This is a genomic window from Spirillospora sp. CA-294931, assembly GCF_050946795.1.
Taxonomy (GTDB): domain Bacteria; phylum Actinomycetota; class Actinomycetes; order Streptosporangiales; family Streptosporangiaceae; genus Spirillospora.
Genome location: NZ_CP192006.1, coordinates 5,121,400 through 5,141,405, shown reverse-complemented (window position 1 = coordinate 5,141,405; position 20,006 = coordinate 5,121,400). Strand labels below are relative to the sequence as shown.

14 protein-coding genes and 1 rRNA gene are annotated in these 20,006 nt (G+C 71.5%); 14 read left to right on the top strand and 1 reads right to left on the bottom strand.

Annotation, left to right across the window (positions count from 1 at the left end; all coding sequences use genetic code 11):
* Window positions 1-141: 141 nt before the first annotated feature.
* The 4 genes from ACQPY4_RS23120 to ACQPY4_RS23105 all read left to right on the top strand — a co-directional run bounded on the left by ACQPY4_RS23120 (window position 142) and on the right by ACQPY4_RS23105 (window position 6,963).
* Window positions 142-1,233, top strand: coding sequence for a sensor histidine kinase (locus ACQPY4_RS23120; RefSeq protein ID WP_433323899.1), 1,092 nt, complete (start codon window positions 142-144; stop codon window positions 1,231-1,233).
* Window positions 1,234-1,360: 127 nt separating this feature from the next.
* Window positions 1,361-2,470 (top strand): phenylalanine--tRNA ligase subunit alpha, encoded by a 1,110-nt coding sequence (pheS, locus tag ACQPY4_RS23115; RefSeq protein WP_433323897.1) that lies wholly within the window; start codon window positions 1,361-1,363, stop codon window positions 2,468-2,470.
* On the top strand, window positions 2,470-4,944 hold the full coding sequence (pheT, locus tag ACQPY4_RS23110) for a phenylalanine--tRNA ligase subunit beta (RefSeq protein WP_433323895.1): 2,475 nt from the start codon (window positions 2,470-2,472) through the stop codon (window positions 4,942-4,944). The genes pheS and pheT overlap by 1 nt, the downstream gene beginning before the upstream one ends.
* A 420-nt stretch (window positions 4,945-5,364) precedes the next feature.
* Complete coding sequence (locus ACQPY4_RS23105) at window positions 5,365-6,963, top strand: ABC-F family ATP-binding cassette domain-containing protein (protein ID WP_433323893.1); 1,599 nt, start codon at window positions 5,365-5,367, stop codon at window positions 6,961-6,963.
* On the opposite strand, the gene ACQPY4_RS23100 is transcribed toward ACQPY4_RS23105, so the two are convergent.
* Window positions 6,960-8,171: an alpha/beta hydrolase family protein gene (locus tag ACQPY4_RS23100; RefSeq protein ID WP_433323891.1), complete on the bottom strand. Its 1,212-nt coding sequence runs from the start codon at window positions 8,169-8,171 to the stop codon at window positions 6,960-6,962. The genes ACQPY4_RS23105 and ACQPY4_RS23100 overlap by 4 nt on opposite strands.
* 143 nt (window positions 8,172-8,314) lie before the next feature.
* On the opposite strand from ACQPY4_RS23100, the gene argC reads away from it, so the two are divergent.
* The 10 genes from argC to ACQPY4_RS23050 all read left to right on the top strand — a co-directional run bounded on the left by argC (window position 8,315) and on the right by ACQPY4_RS23050 (window position 19,864).
* A complete protein-coding gene (argC, locus tag ACQPY4_RS23095; protein ID WP_433323889.1) occupies window positions 8,315-9,343 on the top strand; it encodes an N-acetyl-gamma-glutamyl-phosphate reductase in 1,029 nt (342 codons plus the stop codon).
* On the top strand, window positions 9,340-10,494 hold the full coding sequence (gene argJ / locus ACQPY4_RS23090; protein WP_433323887.1) for a bifunctional glutamate N-acetyltransferase/amino-acid acetyltransferase ArgJ: 1,155 nt from the start codon (window positions 9,340-9,342) through the stop codon (window positions 10,492-10,494). The genes argC and argJ overlap by 4 nt, the downstream gene beginning before the upstream one ends.
* Complete coding sequence (gene argB / locus ACQPY4_RS23085) at window positions 10,491-11,396, top strand: acetylglutamate kinase (protein ID WP_433323885.1); 906 nt, start codon at window positions 10,491-10,493, stop codon at window positions 11,394-11,396. The genes argJ and argB overlap by 4 nt, the downstream gene beginning before the upstream one ends.
* Window positions 11,393-12,589: an acetylornithine transaminase gene (locus ACQPY4_RS23080; RefSeq protein WP_433323883.1), complete on the top strand. Its 1,197-nt coding sequence runs from the start codon at window positions 11,393-11,395 to the stop codon at window positions 12,587-12,589. The genes argB and ACQPY4_RS23080 overlap by 4 nt, the downstream gene beginning before the upstream one ends.
* Window positions 12,590-12,592: 3 nt before the next feature.
* Window positions 12,593-13,510: an ornithine carbamoyltransferase gene (gene argF / locus ACQPY4_RS23075; protein WP_433323881.1), complete on the top strand. Its 918-nt coding sequence runs from the start codon at window positions 12,593-12,595 to the stop codon at window positions 13,508-13,510.
* A complete protein-coding gene (locus ACQPY4_RS23070) occupies window positions 13,507-14,022 on the top strand; it encodes an arginine repressor (protein ID WP_433323879.1) in 516 nt (171 codons plus the stop codon). The genes argF and ACQPY4_RS23070 overlap by 4 nt, the downstream gene beginning before the upstream one ends.
* A gap of 70 nt (window positions 14,023-14,092) precedes the next feature.
* A complete protein-coding gene (gene argH / locus ACQPY4_RS23065) occupies window positions 14,093-15,511 on the top strand; it encodes an argininosuccinate lyase (protein ID WP_433323877.1) in 1,419 nt (472 codons plus the stop codon).
* A gap of 173 nt (window positions 15,512-15,684) precedes the next feature.
* Window positions 15,685-16,320 (top strand): DNA-3-methyladenine glycosylase, encoded by a 636-nt coding sequence (locus tag ACQPY4_RS23060; protein WP_433323875.1) that lies wholly within the window; start codon window positions 15,685-15,687, stop codon window positions 16,318-16,320.
* 74 nt (window positions 16,321-16,394) lie between these two features.
* Window positions 16,395-17,675, top strand: a complete 1,281-nt coding sequence (gene tyrS, locus ACQPY4_RS23055) for a tyrosine--tRNA ligase (protein ID WP_433323873.1) — start codon at window positions 16,395-16,397, stop codon at window positions 17,673-17,675.
* A 670-nt stretch (window positions 17,676-18,345) separates the two neighbouring features.
* A 16S ribosomal RNA gene (locus ACQPY4_RS23050) occupies window positions 18,346-19,864 on the top strand.
* Window positions 19,865-20,006: the final 142 nt, after the last annotated feature.

The following is a 20,006-nucleotide window of genomic DNA, read 5'->3' as shown; positions in this document are numbered from 1 at the left end:
GCAGGTCACGGGCCCGCACCCCCTCCCGCGGGCCACACCTGCCTTGCCGCGGGGGGTTTCCCGGGTCCCGCGGGGTGACCGAATCCGGATAGAGTCATCTCTCGACAGGGCCGCGTTCCGACCGGTGTTCTGGAGGCCGTTGTGGGTGGAGAGCACTCCCCGCACGTGCCCGAACGCGTGCCGTCCGACGACGACCCCGCCGATGATCTGCCCGACGGTCTCCTGGTGGCCGACCGCGACGGGCGCGTCGTGGTGTTCAACTCCGCCGCCCGGCGCATGACCGGCATCGCCGCCTCCGCCGCGCTCGGCCGCGACTTCAGGGACGTCCTGCCCCTGCACGACGCCGAGGGCCGCGACTGGTGGAAGTGCCTGTCGCCCTACGAGGGCCTGACCATCCGCACCCGTCACCCCGAACGCTCCCTCTTCCTCGCCGACGGCCACGAGCTGCTGGTGACCGCGGGCTACCGCCGCGACGCCGAGGGCCGCGTCGAGCGCTTCAGCGTCTGCCTGCGCGACGCCGCCCACCGCGCCCGCCAGGAGCGCGACCGCGCCGACCTGGTCTCCACCGTCGCGCACGAGCTGCGCTCGCCGCTGACCAGCGTCAAGGGCTTCACCGCCACGCTGCTGGCCAAGTGGACCCGCTTCAACGACGACCAGAAGCGGGTCATGCTGGAGACGGTCAACGCCGACGCCGACCGCGTCACCCGGCTGATCACCGAGCTGCTCGACGTCTCGCGCATCGAGGCGGGACGGCTGGAGATGCACCGCCAGGTCGTCGATCTGGCGGGGGAGGCCCGCAAGGTCATCGCGGGACGCGTCGCCGCGGGCGACCCCGAAGACCGCTTCCGCTTCGAGGCGCGCGGCGAGCTGCCCGAGATGTGGCTCGACCCCGACAAGGTCGACCAGATCCTGGGCAACCTCGTCGAAAACGCCGTGCGGCACGGCGCCGGCACTGTCACCATTGTGGTGGAGCCGGACGCGCACAAGGAGGGAGCCGCCGTGACGGTGCGCGACGAGGGCGAGGGCATACCGCCCGAGGCCGCCCAGCGCGTCTTCCGGCAGTTCTGGCGCGGCCCCGGGGGCAACCGCAGGGGCGGTACCGGTCTCGGTCTCTACATCGTCAAGGGCCTGGTCGAGGCCCACGGCGGCGCCATCACCGTCCGGCGCGGCCCCGAGGGCGGCGCCGAGTTCCGATTTACCGTGCCCGCCGGCGCTCCGGACTACGCCTCCTGACCGTCGCGCGGGCCATCACCCCGGCACCCTCCCGCCGTCGGCGGCGCGCGCGGCCCGTTGTTTCGGGATCTTCCGCGCCCGCCCCATAGACTGCGGACGATCCACGACGACCGGAGTTGTCACCACCATGTCTGCACCCAATAAGCCCTATGACCCCGTCGAGGTGTCCGCGTTGCAGCCCGAAGAGCTCGACCGGGCCCGTGACGAGGCCCTCGCGGCCATCGCCGCGGCGTCCGGACTGGACGAGCTGAAGCAGGTCCGCCTGGCCCACGCCGGCGACCGTTCCGCGCTCGCCCTGGCCAACCGCGAGATCGGCGCGCTGCCCCCGGCGGCCCGCGCCGAGGCCGGCAAGCGCATCGGCGCCGCGCGCGGCGCGGTCTCCCAGGCGCTCAAGACCCGCCAGGCCGAGCTGGAAGAGGAACGCGACCAGCGCGTCCTGGTCGAGGAGACCGTCGACGTCACGCTGCCGTGGGACCGCGCGCCGCGCGGCGCCCGGCACCCGCTGACCACGATCCAGGAGCGCATGGCCGACGTCTTCGTCTCCATGGGCTTCGAGGTGGCCGAGGGCCCCGAGGTCGAGGCCGAGTGGTTCAATTTCGACGCGCTCAACTTCACGCCCGACCACCCGGCCCGCACCATGCAGGACACCTTCTTCGTCGAGTCGGAGGAGACGGGCCTGGTGATGCGCACGCACACCTCGCCGGTGCAGATCCGCTCGCTGCTGACCCGCGAGCTTCCGGTGTACGTCGTGGTGCCCGGCAAGACCTACCGCACCGACGAGCTGGACGCCACGCACAGCCCGGTCTTCCACCAGCTGGAGGGCCTGGCGGTCGACGAGGGCCTGACGATGGCCGACCTGCGCGGCGGCATCGAGGCCTTCGTGAACGGCATGTTCGGCGAGGGCCTGCACACGCGGATGCGCCCGTCCTACTTCCCGTTCACCGAGCCGTCGGCCGAGGTCGACATGCAGTGCTTCGTGTGCCGGGGCACCTCGGTCGAGCGCGGCACGCCGCACTGCCGCACCTGCGGCTCGGAGGGCTGGATCGAGCTGGGCGGCTGCGGCATGGTCAACCCCCGGGTGCTGGTCGCCTGCGGCATCGACCCCGACCGCTACAGCGGCTGGGCGTTCGGGCTGGGCGTGGAGCGGACGCTGATGTTCCGCCACGGCGTCGAGGACATGCACGACATGGTGGAGGGCGACGTGCGCTTCACCCTTCCGTTCGGGATGGAGATCTGATGCGGGTCCCGCTCTCCTGGCTGCGGGAGTACGCCGAACTCCCCGCCGAGGTCACCGGCCGCGCCCTGGCGGCCAAGCTGATCGACGCCGGGCTGGAGGTCGAGACGGTCGAGCAGGCCGGCATCGACGTCGTCGGGCCACTGGTGATCGGCCGGGTGCTGGCCATCGAGGAGCTCACCGAGTTCAAGAAGCCGATCCGCTACTGCCAGGTCGACGTCGGCCAGGCCAACGGCACCGGCGAGCCGCAGAACATCATCTGCGGTGCCGCCAACTTCGCCGTCGGCGACCGCGTGGTGGTGATCCTGCCCGGCGGCGAGCTGCCCGGCGGCTTCAAGATCGGCGCCCGCAAGACCTACGGCCGGGTGTCGGAGGGCATGATCTGCTCGGTCACCGAGCTGGGCATCGGCGACGACCACAGCGGCATCCTGGTGCTGCCGTCCGACAGCCCGGTCGGCACGGACGCGATCGAGTGGCTCGGCCTGCGCGACGACGTCCTCGACATCGCCGTGACGCCCGACCGCGGCTACTGCCTGTCGATCCGCGGCGTGGCCCGCGAGGCCGCCACGGCCTACGGCGTCGCGTTCACCGACCCCGCCGACGTCGAGCTCCGGGACCACCGCAAGGAGGTCTATCCGGCGAGCATCGCCGACCCGGCGGCCTGCGACCGGTTCGTCCTGCGCGAGGTCCGCGGCTTCGACCCCGACGCGCACACGCCGATGTGGATGCAGGTGCGCCTGTTCCGCGCGGGGATGCGCCCGGTGTCGCTGGCCGTCGACGTCACCAACTACCTGATGCTGGAGCTCGGGCAGCCGCTGCACGCGTTCGACCGGAACAAGCTCACCGGCCCGATCGTCGTGCGCCGCGCCGCGCCCGGCGAGACCCTGGAGACCCTCGACCACGTCCGGCGCGCGCTGGACGCCGAGGACATCCTGATCACCGACGCGTCCGGGCCCATCTCGATGGCGGGCACGATGGGCGGCCTGGCCACCGAGATCGACGAGAAGTCGACCGACATGGTCATCGAGGCCGCGCACTTCGACGCCATCGGCACGGCCCGGATGAGCCGCCGCCACAAGCTGCACAGCGAGGCGTCCTACCGGTTCGAGCGCGGCGTCGACCGCGAGCTGCCGCTGTACGCCTCCTACCGCGCGGCGCGGATGCTCGCCGAGCTGGGCGGGGCGGAGATCGTCCCCGGTGTCACCCACGCCGACGCCGGCGCCCCGACCGTCGAGATCACCATGGCCGACGGGCACCCCGGCAAGGTCGCGGGCGTGGAGTACACCCCGGAGACGGTCGCCGAGCGGCTGCGGCAGGTCGGCTGCGCGGTCGCGGGGGAGGGGACGCTGACGGTGACGCCGCCGTCCTGGCGCCCCGACCTCACCGACCCCAACGACCTGGCCGAGGAGGTCATCCGGCTCGAGGGTTACGAGAAGATCCCGGTCAGGCCGCCGCGGCCGTCGACCGGCCGCGGGCTCACCGCACGGCAGCGCCTGCGCCGCCGCGTCGGCCGCGGCCTGGCGAGCAGCGGTCTGGTCGAGACGCTGACGTTCCCGTTCGCCGCCGAGAAGGACTGGGACGCGCTGCAGCTCCCGTCCGACGACGCGCGCCGCACGGCCCTGCGCCTGGCCAACCCGCTGTCGGAGGACGAGCCGCTGCTGCGCACCACGCTGCTGCCCGGCCTGCTCAAGGCGCTGGTCCGCAACGCGGGCCGCGGCTTCGGCGACGTGGGCCTCTACGAGATCGGCCAGGTCTTCCGTCCCCGCCCGGGCGCCCCGGCGGCGCCCCGGCTGGCGGTCGACCGGGGGCCGACCCCCGAGGAGATCGCCTCGGTCGACGCCGCGCTCCCCGACCAGCCGGTCCGCGTGGGCGTCGTCCTGGCGGGCGAGCGCGAGCGCTCCGGCTGGTGGGGCGGCGGCCGCCCGGCGACCTGGGCGGACGCCATCGAGGCCGCCCGGCTGGTCGCCCGCGAGGCGGGCGCCGAGCTGACGGTCACCGCCGACCGGCACGCCCCGTGGCACCCCGGCCGCTGCGCCGCCCTGCACCTGGGCGACGTCCTGGTCGGCCACGCCGGTGAGCTCCACCCGCGCACCATCAAGGCCTACGGCCTGCCCGACCGCACCTGCGCGATGGAGCTCGAACTCGACCGCCTGGGCGACCCCGGCTCCGTCCGTGCCCCGCACGTGTCGGGCTACCCCGTCGCCACCCAGGACGTCGCGCTCAGCGTCGACGCGTCCGTCCCGGCGACTGAGGTCGAGGCCGCCCTCCGCGACGGAGCGGGCGACCTGCTGGAGTCGATCCGCCTCTTCGACGTCTACATCGGCGAGCAGGTGGGCGAGGGCCGCAAGTCCCTGGCCTACGCCATGCGCCTGCGCGCACCCGACCGCACCCTCACCGCCGAGGAGGCCCGCGAGGCCCGCGAGGCCGCCGTCGCCACCGCCGTGGAAAGAACCGGAGCCCAACTCCGCTCCGCCTGACCGAACCCCACACGGCCCCCGCCCCCAAGGCGGGGGCCGTACCCATCCCCGTCCCACCCCCCAGACAGCCAGCAGTCGCCGAGCGCGCCCTGGACTTGGGCCGGGGTGCCCCGGAGCCGAGTGGCGTGCACCGGCTCGGCCTCGCGTGGTGCCGCTCCCGGCTGAGAAGGTGGTTAATGCTACTTGTGTTGCTGTAAGGGGTGGGCTAACGTAGGCGGGTCACATTGTCGCCCGGCTGGGGAGTCTGTTGAAGAACTGAGGTCGTTGACACCGCGCGGTAGCCCTTCGGGCGTGCGCACGTGACCTCAGTGAACCGGACTCGCGTTCCGCCGGGCTTTTTCATGCCCGCGGCACGTCGCGCGATCCGCGGTGTCTCCACGTGTCCCTGATCTTTATCGACGCGTCATGGAGGACCGCCCCATGTCATATTCCATTGTGATCACCGATGTCTCCTTCGGCTGGCCGGACGGCACGGCGGTGCTGGACGGGCTCGACGCCGCGTTCGGCTCCGGCAGCACCGGGCTGATAGGCGTGAACGGGTCCGGGAAGTCGACGCTGCTGCGGCTGATCGCCGGTGAGCTGCGCCCGGCGTCCGGGACCGTGACCGTGGCCGGCGAGGTCGGCTACCTGCCGCAGAACCTTCCCCTGGGCACGGCCAGGACCGTCTCGGACCTGCTGGGCATCACCCCGGCCCGCGAGGCGCTGCACGCGATCGAGCGGGGCGAGGCGACGGAGGAGAACTTCGCCGCCGTCGGCGACGACTGGGACGTCGAGGAGCGCGCCCGGGCCGAGCTCGACCGGCTCGGCCTGGACGGCGTGGAGCTCGACCGGACGGTCGGGACCCTGTCCGGCGGGGAGAGCGTGATGGTCGGCCTGGCGGCGCTTCTGGTCGCCCGGCCGGACGTCCTGCTGCTCGACGAGCCCACCAACAACCTCGACCTGGACGCCCGGCGGCGGCTCTACGACGCCGTCGCGTCCTTCCCGGGCGTTCTGGTGGTGGTCAGCCACGACCGCGCGCTGCTCGACCTGGTCGACGAGATCGCCGACCTGCGCGAGGGCGGCGTCCGGATGTTCGGCGGCAACCTGAGCGAGTACGAGCAGGCCCTCGCCGTCGAGCAGGAGGCCGCCGAGCGGACGGTCCGCGCCGCCGAGGCCGACATGAAGAAGCAGAAGCGCGAGCTGGCGGAGGCGCACGTCAAGCTGGCCCGCCGCGCCAGGTACGGCCAGAAGATGAACGACAGCAAGCGTGAACCCAAGATCGTGATGGGGGCGCGCAAGCGCCAGGCGGAGGTGTCGGCGGGCAAGCACCGCATCCTGCACGAGGAGCGGCTCGCCGACGCCAGGGAGCGGCTGGCCGAGGCCGAGGAGGCGCTCCGGGACGACGCCGAGATCCGCGTCGCCCTGCCCGCCACCGAGGTCCCGGCCGGGCGGACGGTGCTGACCGCGAGCGGGCTGGACGGCCCGCTGGAGCGGCTGATCATCAAGGGTCCCGAGCGGATCGCGCTGGTCGGCCCCAACGGCTCGGGCAAGACGACCCTGCTCCGCGCGCTCGTCGGGGAACGGGTCCCCGAAGGGATGGAGGTCAAGGCGGGGGTGGACGGCGTCCGCTACCTGCCGCAGCGCCTGGACGTCCTGGACGACTCGCTCAGCGTCATCGACAACGTGCGCGTCCACGCGCCGTCGGCGTCGGTGAACGTGGTGCGGGCCGGGCTGGCGCGGTTCCTGTTCCGCGGCGCCCGCGCCGAGCGTCCGGCCGGGACGCTGTCGGGCGGCGAGCGGTTCCGCGCCGTGCTGGCGGCGCTGATGCTGGCCGAGCCCGCCCCGCAGCTGCTGCTGCTGGACGAGCCGACCAACAACCTCGACCTGGCCAGCGCCCGGCAGCTCGGCCAGGCCCTGGAGTCCTACCGGGGCGCGCTCGTCGTGGTCAGCCACGACGTGCCGTTCCTGCGGACGCTGGGCATCACCCGCTGGCTGGGGATCGACCGGGAGGAGGGCCTGACCGAGATCGATCCGCTCTAGCCGACGCGCTGGAACCAGCGCAGGGTGTCGGGCACGCCGCGGAAGAGGGTGGTGAAGTGGTCGGTCCCGGGGCCGTAGTCGACCAGTGAGGGGGCGGCTCCGTGCGAGCGGAGCCGCTCCAGGCAGGAACGGGTGTTGGCGAAGGCGACCTGCTCGTCGCCCCTGGCCGCGTAGACGCGGACGGGGGCGCGGGGCGTCCAGTCGCAGGTGCCGTCCGCCGCGCGCAGTGCCTCCAGCATCGCCCCCGAGGGATGCCGGAGCCACCGCGCGAAGCGCGGGGTGAGCAGGTCGCCGAGCCGCCGCGGAAGCTCCCGGGCGATCTCCTCGAAGTCGTCGTGGTGGCCGTCGAAGAGCCGCTCGACCCGCCGGTCGTAGGGGGCCTGGAACGCCTCGGACGGCGAACCGTACAGGCGGAAGAGGCGGTTCCACGCGACGATCACGTAGGCCAGGTAGAACACCGAGTACTCGGGCTTCAGGTGGCCGTCCTCGTCGAACGACGCCGGGAGCTGGGCGTGCCGGATGTCGTAGGGGCCGCTGATCGGCGCGAGCGCGCCGAGGCGCAGCCGGGGGTCGGCGCCGCGCTGCAGCTCGCGGCCCAGTGCCATCGCCGCCTGGCCGCCCTGGGAGAATCCCGTCACCAGGACACGCTCGTCCAGCCGGCCGCGCGCGAGGGTGCGGGCGGCGCGCAGCAGGTCGAGGGAGGCCCCCGCCTCCGACGCCGCGTGCATGTAGGGATGGAAGCCCGGTCCGAGCCCCAGGCCCAGGTAGTCGGGCGCGACCCCGGCGAACCTGGCTCCGGCGTAGTAGATCGACACCACGCGCGACTGGCCTACGGGGTCGACGGAGCCCGCGATGTTCCGGGAGGCGTGCGTCCCGTGGGCGTAGCTGACCGCGCGCAGCCGTCCCGAGGTCCGGGGGAGCGACACGACGCCGCTCGCCGTCGTGGGACGGCCCCGCGGCGTGAGGGTCCGGTAGACGACCTGGTAGGTGTCCACGCCGTGGCGCGGACGGGGGGACGCGAAGTTCGGGTGGTCGGCCGCGAGGTACCGTTCGACCTGGACGGCCGACATGCGCGCGACCCGCTTCACCGACACGATCGAGCCCCGCCCGAGGGAGGTCTCGCCGGGGGCGGCGGCGACGGCCGCGGTGGACGATGTGAATGCGAGCCCGGTGGTGAGCAAGATGACACCGAGGGGTCCTGTTCTCATGGATCACCACGCTAGGCAGGGGTTTCGCGCTTCCCCAGGGGCCTGGACACCCGGTCGGGGGTGGACTTGGCGACACCCTCTCGTTGAATATTTTTCCATCGTCATGCATACTCTTCCCTGTTGCCTCGGAAGGGCTGTGGGACATGGGAATCAGGGCGGCGGTCGCCGGCGCCAGCGGGTACGCGGGCGGTGAGGTGCTGCGCATCCTCGCCGGCCACCCGGAGTTCGAGATCGGGACGCTGACGGCGGGCTCCAACGCGGGCAGCGAGCTCGGCGAGCACCAGCCGCACCTGCGATCGCTGGCCGGGCGCGTCCTGGCCGAGACGACCCCCGAGACCCTCGCGGGCCACGACGTGGTGTTCCTGGCCCTGCCGCACGGGCAGTCCGGGCCCCTCGCCGAACGGTTGGGCGAGGACGTGCTGGTCGTCGACTGCGGCGCCGACTTCCGGCTGGCCGACCCCGCCGACTGGGAGCGCTTCTACGGCTCGCCGCACGCCGGAACCTGGCCCTACGGCCTGCCCGAGCTTCCCGGCGCCCGCGAGCGGCTCCGCGAGACCCGCCGGATCGCCGTCCCCGGCTGCTACCCGACCGCCGTCACGCTGGCGCTGTTCCCCGCGTTCGCGGGCGGGCTGGTCGAACCCGACGTCGTCGTGGTGGCCGCGTCCGGCACCTCGGGCGCGGGCCGGGCCGCCAAGCCGCACCTGCTCGGCAGCGAGGTGATGGGCTCGGTCTCCGCATACGGGGTGGGCGGCGTCCACCGCCACACGCCCGAGATGATCCAGAACCTCACCGCGGTCGCGGGGGAGCCGGTCACGGTCTCCTTCACCCCGACGCTGGCCCCGATGAGCCGGGGCATCCTGGCCACCTGCACCGCCAAGGTCCGTCCCGGCGTCACCGGGCGGACGCTGCGCGACGCCTACACCCTCGCCTACGACGGCGAGCCGTTCGCCGGGCTGCTGCCCGAGGGCCGCTGGCCCGCCACCTCCATGACGTTCGGCGCCAACACCGCGCTCGTCCAGGTCGCCCACGACGAGGCCGCCGGACGGCTGGTGGCGGTCGCCGCCATCGACAACCTCGCCAAGGGCACGGCCGGGGGAGCGATCCAGAGCGCCAACCTCGCACTCGGCCTGCCCGAAGAACTCGGGCTCACCACGATCGGAGTGTCCCCTTGAGCGTCACCGCCCCCCAGGGTTTCCGCGCCGCCGGCGTCGTCGCCGGGCTCAAAGACAGCGGCGCCCGCGACGTGGCCCTGGTCGTCAACGACGGCCCGTCCCGGGCGGCGGCGGCGGTCTTCACGCGCAACCGCGTCAAGGCCGCCCCCGTCGTCTGGTCCGAGCAGGTCATCAGGGGCGGGCGCGTGCGCGCCACGGTGCTGAACTCCGGCGGGGCCAACGCCTGCACCGGCCCCGACGGCTTCCAGGACACCCACGCCACCGCCGAGAAGACCGCCGAGGTCCTCGGCGACTCGGCGGCCGAGATCATCGTCTGCTCCACCGGCCTGATCGGCGAGCGGCTCCCGATGGACCGCCTGCTGCCCGGCATCGAGGCGGCCGCCGCCGAGCTGTCGCGCGGCGACGGCGGCCTGGCCTCCGCCGACGCCATCCGCACCACCGACACCGTCGCCAAGATCGCCTTCCGGCCGGGCGACGGCTACATGATCGGCGGCATGGCCAAGGGCGCGGGGATGCTGGCGCCCTCGCTGGCCACGATGCTCTGCGTCATCACCACCGACGCCGACCTGCCCGCCGAGGTCCTGGACCGGGCGCTGCGCGCGGCCACCTCGGTCACCCTCGACCGGCTGGACGCCGACGGCTGCATGTCCACCAACGACACCGTCCTGCTGATGGCGTCGGGAGCGACCGGCACCGTTCCCGGCGAGCGGGAGTTCACCGCGCTGCTCACCGAGGTCGCCGCCGACCTGACCCGCCAGCTCCTGGTGGACGCCGAGGGCGCGTCCAAGGCCATCACGGTCGAGGTCGTCGGCGCCGCGAGCGAGGACGACGCCGTCACCGTCGGGCGCTCCATCGCCCGCAACAACCTGCTCAAGTGCGCCCTGCACGGCGAGGACCCCAACTGGGGCCGGGTCCTGTCGGCCGTCGGCACCACCGACGCCGTGTTCGAGCCCGGCAGCCTCAACGTCGCCATCAACGGCGTGTGGGTGTGCCGCAACGGCTCCTCCGGCGACGACCGCGACAAGGTCGACCTGCGCCCCCGCGACGTGACGATCACCGTCGACCTGTCGGCGGGCCCGCACAGCGCCACCGTCTGGACCACCGACCTCACGGCCGAGTACGTCCACGAGAACTCGGCGTACTCCACATGAGCAGGGCGCAGGCGATGGACAAGGCCGAGGTCCTGGTCAAGGCGCTGCCGTGGTTGGAACGTTTCCACGGCCGCACCGTCGTGATCAAGTACGGCGGCCACGCGATGACCGACGAGGCGCTGCGGCACTCCTTCGCCGAGGACGTGGTGTTCCTGCGCTACGCCGGGCTGCGGCCGGTCATCGTCCACGGCGGCGGCCCGCAGATCAACGCGGCGCTCGACCGGCACGGCATCGAGTCCACCTTCACCGCCGGGCTCCGCGTCACCACCCCCGAGGCCATGGACGTGGTGCGGATGGTGCTGACCGGCCAGGTCCAGCGCGAGGTCGTCGGGCTCATCAACCGGCACGGCGCCTTCGCGGTCGGCATGTCCGGCGAGGACGCCCACCTGTTCACCGCCGAGCGCAAGCGCGCGATGGTCGACGGCGAGCCCGTCGACATCGGCCAGGTCGGCGAGATCGTCGAGGTCCAGGTCGGGGCCGTGCGGGCCCTGCTGGACGACGGCCGCGTCCCGGTCGTCTCCAGCGTCGCGCGCGGCGACGACGGCGAGGTCTTCAACGTCAACGCCGACACCGCCGCCGCCGCGCTCGCGGTCGCGCTGGACGCCTCCAAGCTGGTCGTGCTCACCGACGTCGAGGGCCTGTACGCCGACTGGCCCGCCAGCGACGAGGTGATCGGCAGCCTGACCGCCGACGAGCTGGCCGCCATGCTGCCCGACCTGTCGGCCGGGATGATCCCGAAGATGGAGGCCTGCCTGGCGGCGGTGCGCGGCGGCGTCCCGAGGGCGCACGTCCTGGACGGACGCCTCCCGCATTCCCTGCTGCTGGAGATCTTCACCGACGAGGGCATCGGCACGATGATCCTCCCCACCCCCGCCGGACCTGCCGAGGAGAGCGCGTCATGAGCGTCGCGGACCTGAGGGCGCGGTACGAGGCCGCGTTCATGCCCAACTACGGCGTCCCCGCCCTGGCACTGGCCAGGGGCGAGGGCGCCCGCGTCTGGGACGCCGACGGCACGCCCTACCTCGACCTGATCGCCGGCATCGCGGTCAGCTCGCTCGGCCACGCCCACCCCGACCTCGTCAAGGCCGTCGCCGACCAGGTCATGGGCCTGGCCCACACCTCCAACCTGTTCGTCAACGAGCCCGAGGTGCTGCTGGCCGAGCGGCTGCGCGCGCTGCTCGGCGGCCAGGGCCGGGTCTTCCTGACCAACAGCGGCACCGAGGCCAACGAGTGCGCGCTCAAGCTCGCGATCAAGTACGCCGGGGCCGAGGGCCGCGGCTACCTCGTGGCCGCCGAGAACGGCTTCCACGGCCGCTCGATGGGCGCGCTGTCGCTGACGGGCAAGCACGCCATCCGCGAGCCCTTCGGCCCGTTCGGCATGGAGGTCCGGTTCGTCCCCTACGGCGACGCCGAGGCGCTGCGCGCGGCGGTCACCCACGACTGCGCGGCCGTCTTCCTGGAGCCGACACAGGGCGAGGCCGGGGTCGTCCCGCCCCCGGCCGGATACTTCACGGCCGTCCGCGAGATCTGCGACACCACCGGCGCCCTGTTCGTCGCCGACGAGATCCAGTCGGCCATCGGACGCACCGGCGTGTGGTTCGCCCACCAGCACGACAACGCGCGGCCCGACATCCTCACCCTGGCCAAGGGCCTGGGAGGCGGCCTCCCGATCGGCGCGTGCATCGGGTTCGGCCCCTACGGCGAGCTGTTCGCCAAGGGCGACCACGGCAGCACGTTCGGCGGGAACCCGATCGCCGCCACCGCCGCGCTCACCGTCCTGAACACCATCGAACGGGACGACCTGCTCGGCAACGCCACCCGGGTGGGCGAGACACTCGCCGAAGGCATCGCCGCCATCGACCACCCGCTCCTGGCGGGCGTGCGCGGCCGAGGCCTCTGGCTCGCCCTCGCGCTGACCGGCCCGGCCGCCGCCGCCGTCGAGGCCGCCGCCCGCGAGGCCGGGTTCCTGGTCAACGCCGTCCAGCCGGACGCGATCCGGATCGCCCCGCCGCTCGTCCTCACCCCCGAGCAGGCGCGCTCGTTCGTCGAGGCCCTGCCCGCGATCCTCGACACGGCCGCGCGGAAGGAACCCTGAGCCATGGTCCGGCACTTCCTGCGCGACGACGACCTCACCCCCGCCGAACAGGCCGAGGTGCTCGACCTCGCCGACGCGCTCAAGCGCGACCGGTTCGCCGCGCGGCCCCTGGAGGGCCCCCGCTCGGTCGCGGTCATGTTCGACAAGCCCTCCACCCGGACGCGGATCTCCTTCGCCGTCGGCATCGCCGAACTCGGCGGCCACGCCCTGGTCCTGGACGCCGGCACCAGCCAGCTCGGCCGCGGCGAGAGCATCGCCGACACCGCCCGGGTGCTCGAACGGCAGGTGAGCGCGATCGTCTGGCGGACCTCCGGCCAGGAACGCATCGAGGAGATGGCCGCGGGCACGACCGTCCCGGTCGTCAACGCCCTCACCGACGAGTTCCACCCCTGCCAGGTGCTGGCCGACCTCCAGGCCGTCCGGGAGGCCCGCGGCCGCCTGGCGGGCCTGACCCTCGCCTACTTCGGCGACGGCGCCAACAACATGGCCCACTCCTACCTGCTCGGCGGCGCCACCGCCGGGATGCACGTGCGCGTCGCCGCGCCCGCCACCCTCCCGCCGCACCCCGCGATCGTCGAGCGCGCGGCCGAGATCGCCGCCGCCACCGGCGGATCGGTCACCGTCACCGCCGACCCCGAGGGGGCCGCGTCCGGCGCCGACGTCCTGGCCACCGACACCTGGGTGTCGATGGGCCAGGAGGGCAAGGACATCGCGCTCTACGAGCCGTACTCTGTCGACGAGGCGCTGCTCGCCCTCGCCGCGCCCGACGCGGTCGTCCTGCACTGTCTGCCCGCCTACCGTGGCAAGGAGGTCGCCGCTGCCGTCCTGGACGGCCCCCAGAGCGTCGTCTGGGACGAGGCCGAGAACCGCCTCCACGCCCAGAAGGCCCTGCTGACCTGGCTCCTGGAGAAAACCGCATGACCACACCGGTGACCAAGGCCGCCCGCCTGGCGAAGGTCGTCGAGCTGCTCACCCGCCACGCCGTCCACTCGCAGGGCGAGCTGGCCCGGCTCCTGGCCGACGAGGGCGTCGAGGTCACCCAGGCCACGCTCTCGCGCGACCTGGTGGAGATCGGCGCCGTCCGGCTGCGCGCCGACGACGGCAGCTCGATCTACGCCGTCCCCGGCGAGGGCGGCGACCGCATCAGGCGCGTGCGCACCGGCGCCACCGAGACCTTCGCCGGACGGCTCTCCCGCCTGGCCGCCGAGCTTCTGGTCTCGGCCGAGGCATCCGCCAACCTGGTCATCGTCCGGACCCCGCCCGGCGCCGCCCAGTTCCTCGCCTCGGCCATCGACCACGCCGAATGGCCCACCATCCTGGGCACCGTCGCCGGCGACGACTCCATCCTGGTCATCTCCCGCGACCCCATGGGCGGCGAGGACGTCGCGCAGGCGCTGCTGCGCCTGACCAACGGCCGCGAGCGACGAGGCTAGGACCTCTACAGTTACGATCTGGCGACGTAACGACACGTCCGCCGAACCTGACGAGAAGAAGAGGCACTTCGTGACCAAGGCACCGACCCGTCTGTGGGGCGGCCGTTTCGAGGGCGGCCCGTCGGACGCGCTCGCGCGGCTCTCGGTGAGCGTCCAGTTCGACTGGCGCCTGGCCCCCTACGACCTGATGGGCTCGCGCGCGCACGCCCGCGTCCTCAACCGGGCGGGGCTGCTCACCGGCGACGAGCTCGACCGCATGCTCGGTGCCCTCGACGACCTGGAGGAGGCGTGCCGGTCGGGCGAGTTCCGCCCCGCCGTCGCCGACGAGGACGTCCACACGGCCCTGGAACGCGGCCTGCTGGAGCGCCTGGGCGCCCTCGGCGGCAAGCTGCGCGCGGGCCGCTCGCGCAACGACCAGGTCGCCACCGACCTGCGCCTCTACCTGCGCGACCACGTCCGCCAGATCGTCTCGCGCCTGGTCGAGCTGGAGACCGCCCTGATCGCCCAGGCCGAGCACAACCTCGGCGTGGCCGCCCCCGGCATGACCCACCTCCAGCACGCCCAGCCGGTGCTGTTCTCGCACCAGCTCCTGGCCCACGTCCAGCCCCTGGTGCGCGACGTCTCCCGCCTGCGCGACTGGGACAAGCGCGCGGCCGTCTCCCCGCTGGGCTCCGGCGCCCTGGCGGGCTCGTCCCTGCCCCTGGACCCCCAGGCCACCGCCGCCGAGCTCGGCTTCGACTCCGCCGCGCCCAACTCCATGGACGCCGTCGCCGACCGCGACTTCGTCGCCGAGTTCCTCTTCGCCGCCGCCATGATCGGCGTCCACCTCTCCCGCCTGGGCGAGGAGGTGTGCCTGTGGGCGTCCCAGGAGTTCCGCTGGATCGAGATGGACGACACCTACGCCACGGGTTCGTCGATCATGCCCCAGAAGAAGAACCCCGACGTCGCCGAGCTGGCCCGCGGCAAGGCCGGCCGCCTCATCGGCCACCTCGTCGGCCTCCTGACCACCCTCAAGGGCCTGCCGCTCACCTACAACCGCGACCTCCAGGAGGACAAGGAGGGCGCCTTCGACGCCGTCGAGACCCTCCTGCTCGTCCTGCCGGCCATGTCCGGCCTGATCGCCACCATGCGCATCAACACCGAACGCCTGGAGGCCTCGGCCCCCGACGGCTTCGCCCTGGCCACCGACCTGGCCGAGCTCCTGGTCCGCCGCGGCGTCGCCTTCCGCGACGCCCACGAGGTCGTCGGCCACCTCGTCGTCTGGTGCCAGGTCAACGACAAGGACTTCGACGACCTCACCGACGACGAGCTGGCCAAGGTCTCCCCGCACCTGACCCCGGACGTCCGCGAGGTCCTCAACGTCCAGGGCGCGCTGGCGTCCCGCAAGGCATACGGGGGCACGGCCCCCGAGCGCGTGGCCGAACAGATCGAGTCCCTGAGATCCCAGACCAACGACCACGCCACCTGGGCCCGCAACGGCGACGCCTGACCCGAGCCCCGTATGAGGGGCGCCGGGGAGCCCTGGCTGGACGCCGTGCTCGGCCGTTCGCCGCGGGCGCCGTCGATGACGGGCCCAGGCACGGGCGCCGTCTGTGTGACGGACGCCGGGGTGGTCGTACGATGTGCGATCGACGGGCCACAGGCGACGAGCACGGGGGGACCATGGGCGGGACGACGCTGTCGCGAGGGTTCTTCGACCGTCTGGTCGAAGCGGTCGCGCCGGCGCTGCTCGGGCACGTCCTGGTCCACGAGAGCCAGGACGGCCCCGTGGCGCTGCGGATCACCGAGGTGGAGGCGTACGCGGGGCCGCTCGACCCCGCGTCCCACGCCTATCGGGGCCGGACGGAACGCAACGCGGTCATGTTCGGCCCGCCCGGCCACTCGTACGTGTACTTCACCTACGGCATGCACTTCTGCATGAACCTGGTCTGCGGCCCGGACGGCACGGCCTCGGCGGTGCTGCTGCGGGCGGGCGAGGTCATCGAGGGCGAGGAGCTCGCGCGGGCGCGCAGGCCGCGCTCGTCCGTCCGCGACCTGGCGCGCGGCCCGGCCCGGCTCTGCCAGGCCCTGGGCATCGCCCGCGGCCAGTACGGGCTGGACGTCTGCGACGACGGCTCCCCGCTGCGCGTCCTGGAAGGGGAACAGGCCGACCCGTCCTCGATCCTCTCCGGCCCGAGAACCGGGGTGAACGGGGCCAAGGAGACTCCCTGGCGATTCTGGATCGACGGCGACCCCACCGTCTCCCCGTATCGCGCCCACGTGCCGCGCCGCCGTCCGGGCGCGGCGGCGGGCCGCTGAAAAGCGTTAACGTGATCGAAGGTCCATCGGGCACCCTGGTGGACGTCCCAGGCAAGCCGAGACGAGGAAAGCACGTGACCGACATCATCGACGATCTCGCATGGCGCGATCTGATCGCCCAGTCCACGGACCTGGGAGATCTGCGGGCGTTGCTCGCCGAGGGACCGGTCACGCTCTATTGCGGCTTCGACCCCACGGCCCCGTCGCTGCACCTGGGCAACCTGCTCCAGATCCTCGTCCTGCGCCGCTTCCAGCTCGCCGGGCACAAGCCGATCGGACTGGTCGGCGGCGCCACCGGCCTCATCGGCGACCCCAGCGGCAAGAGCGCCGAACGCGGCCTCAACTCCGAGGAAACCGTCGCGGCCTGGGTGGAGCGCATCCACGGCCAGGTGTCCAGGCTGCTGGAGTTCCACGACGGCCCCAACGGCGCGTTCATGGTCAGCAACCTCGACTGGACCGGCCCGATGTCGGCGATCGAGTTCCTGCGCGACGTCGGCAAGCACTTCCCGGTGAACCGGATGCTGGCCCGCGAGACGGTCAAGAGCCGCCTGGACACCACCGGCATGAGCTACACCGAGTTCAGCTACGTCCTGCTCCAGTCGATGGACTTCCTGGAGCTCTTCCGCAGGTACGGGTGCCGGTTGCAGACCGGCGGCAGCGACCAGTGGGGCAACCTCACCGCCGGTGTCGAGCTGATCCGCCGCGTCGAGAGCGGCACGGCGCACGCCCTGACCACGCCGCTGCTCACCAAGGCCGACGGCACCAAGTTCGGCAAGACCGCCGGAGGCGAGACCTACTGGCTCGACCCCGAACTGACCTCGCCGTACGCCTTCTACCAGTTCTGGTTCAACGCCGACGACCGCGACGTGGAGAAGTACCTCAAGGTCTTCAGCTTCCGCTCCCGGGAGGAGATCGAGGACCTGGTGAAGCAGGGCGCCGAACGTCCCGCCGCCCGCATCCCGCAGCGCGCGCTGGCCGAGGAGGTCACCACGCTGGTCCATGGAGCCGACGAGTGCGCGAGCGCCATCGCCGCGTCCCGCGCGCTGTTCGGGCAGGGCGAACTGCGCGAGCTGGACGAGCGGACCCTGCGCGCCGCCCTCGCGGAGGTCCCGCGCGCCGAGCTGGCGGCGGGGGAGCCCCTGCCGTCGGTGGCCGATCTGCTCGCCTCGTCCGGCCTGTGCAAGAGCAAGTCCGAGGCGCGGCGCGCGATCGCCCAGGGCGGCGCGTACGTGAACAACGCCAAGGTGGAGTCGGAGGACGCGGTCCCGTCCCCGGACGACCTGCTCCACGGCCGCTTTTTGGTGCTCCGCCGCGGCAAGCGCAACATCGGCGGAGTCGAGGTCGCGCGCGGCTGAACGTCCCCGCTCGCGCGGCCTTTGCGGGCCTGACCTCGGTCGATGTGCGGCGCCCGTCCGGACCTTTCGGACGGGCGTCGCTCATGTCAGGGGAAAGCTTCGGTAGATCCACGTCACAGTGCGATCACGAGGAGGGGCCCTGAAGACGCTTCAAGGCCCTGAAAACCGGGCCTGAACTGGGATTCCATACCCAGGATCGCCGATTTGACGCCGGTCGGGGGCCGACCTAATGTTCTACCTGCCCCAAGGGAGCGGGACGCCGAAAGGCAGCCGGCCCAGGGGAACCTCCTGAGACCTCCAGCGCGAGCCTCGCTCGCGCCGATGGCCTATGGAACCGCCCGAAACGGTCGTAAGTTGACAAAGCGGTCGAATCGGGTAAGCTTGAAGGGTTGCCCCGGAGCCAGCCTCACGCAAGTGGGTGTGGCGCGGTGGGTGTCCGTTTCTTGAGAACTCAACAGCGTGTTAAAAGCCAGTGCCTTTATAGGCCAGGGCCTTCTTTGTGAGGGTCTTGGTCGCCCCGTGGCCACTGTTTCTCGTTGCGAGGGATGGTGGTGGGGATTTCTTTGAGGCAAGCAGCCCCTCTGTTGGAGGGGTTTGTATTGTCAGGATGTTTCACTCATAGGGTTTGGCGGGTTCCGGGTTCGCCCCTGGGATTTCCGTCGTTTGGACCTTAATGGAGAGTTTGATCCTGGCTCAGGACGAACGCTGGCGGCGTGCTTAACACATGCAAGTCGAGCGGAAAGGCCCCTTCGGGGGTACTCGAGCGGCGAACGGGTGAGTAACACGTGAGCAACCTGCCCCTGACTCTGGGATAAGCCTGGGAAACTGGGTCTAATACCGGATATAACCACTGATCGCATGGTTTGGTGGTGGAAAGTTTTTCGGTTGGGGATGGGCTCGCGGCCTATCAGCTTGTTGGTGGGGTGATGGCCTACCAAGGCGACGACGGGTAACCGGCCTGAGAGGGCGACCGGTCACACTGGGACTGAGACACGGCCCAGACTCCTACGGGAGGCAGCAGTGGGGAATATTGCGCAATGGGCGGAAGCCTGACGCAGCGACGCCGCGTGGGGGATGACGGCCTTCGGGTTGTAAACCTCTTTCAGCAGGGACGAAGCTAACGTGACGGTACCTGCAGAAGAAGCGCCGGCTAACTACGTGCCAGCAGCCGCGGTAATACGTAGGGCGCAAGCGTTGTCCGGAATTATTGGGCGTAAAGAGCTCGTAGGCGGTTTGTTGCGTCCGTCGTGAAAGCCCACGGCTTAACTGTGGGTCTGCGGTGGATACGGGCAGACTAGAGGCAGGTAGGGGAGCATGGAATTCCCGGTGTAGCGGTGAAATGCGCAGATATCGGGAGGAACACCGGTGGCGAAGGCGGTGCTCTGGGCCTGTACTGACGCTGAGGAGCGAAAGCGTGGGGAGCGAACAGGATTAGATACCCTGGTAGTCCACGCCGTAAACGTTGGGCGCTAGGTGTGGGGTTCTTCCACGGATTCCGCGCCGTAGCTAACGCATTAAGCGCCCCGCCTGGGGAGTACGGCCGCAAGGCTAAAACTCAAAGGAATTGACGGGGGCCCGCACAAGCGGCGGAGCATGTTGCTTAATTCGACGCAACGCGAAGAACCTTACCAAGGCTTGACATCGCCGGAAAACCATCAGAGATGGTGGGTCCTTTTTGGGCCGGTGACAGGTGGTGCATGGCTGTCGTCAGCTCGTGTCGTGAGATGTTGGGTTAAGTCCCGCAACGAGCGCAACCCTCGTTCCATGTTGCCAGCACGTTATGGTGGGGACTCATGGGAGACCGCCGGGGTCAACTCGGAGGAAGGTGGGGATGACGTCAAGTCATCATGCCCCTTATGTCTTGGGCTGCAAACATGCTACAATGGCCGGTACAGAGGGCTGCGATACCGTAAGGTGGAGCGAATCCCTTAAAGCCGGTCTCAGTTCGGATTGGGGTCTGCAACTCGACCCCATGAAGTCGGAGTCGCTAGTAATCGCAGATCAGCAACGCTGCGGTGAATACGTTCCCGGGCCTTGTACACACCGCCCGTCACGTCACGAAAGTCGGCAACACCCGAAGCCCGTGGCCCAACCACTTGTGGGGGGAGCGGTCGAAGGTGGGGCCGGCGATTGGGACGAAGTCGTAACAAGGTAGCCGTACCGGAAGGTGCGGCTGGATCACCTCCTTTCTAAGGAGCACCAACTGGCCATCACGAACCCCGCGAGGGGTTGTGAGGGTCGGTGGTCATCGTTGACGGCGAACGTTCGTCAGATGACTGCTCATAGATGTGGAGCACTGGCTACTCACCAAGCTGTCTCGTGCGGCTCGGC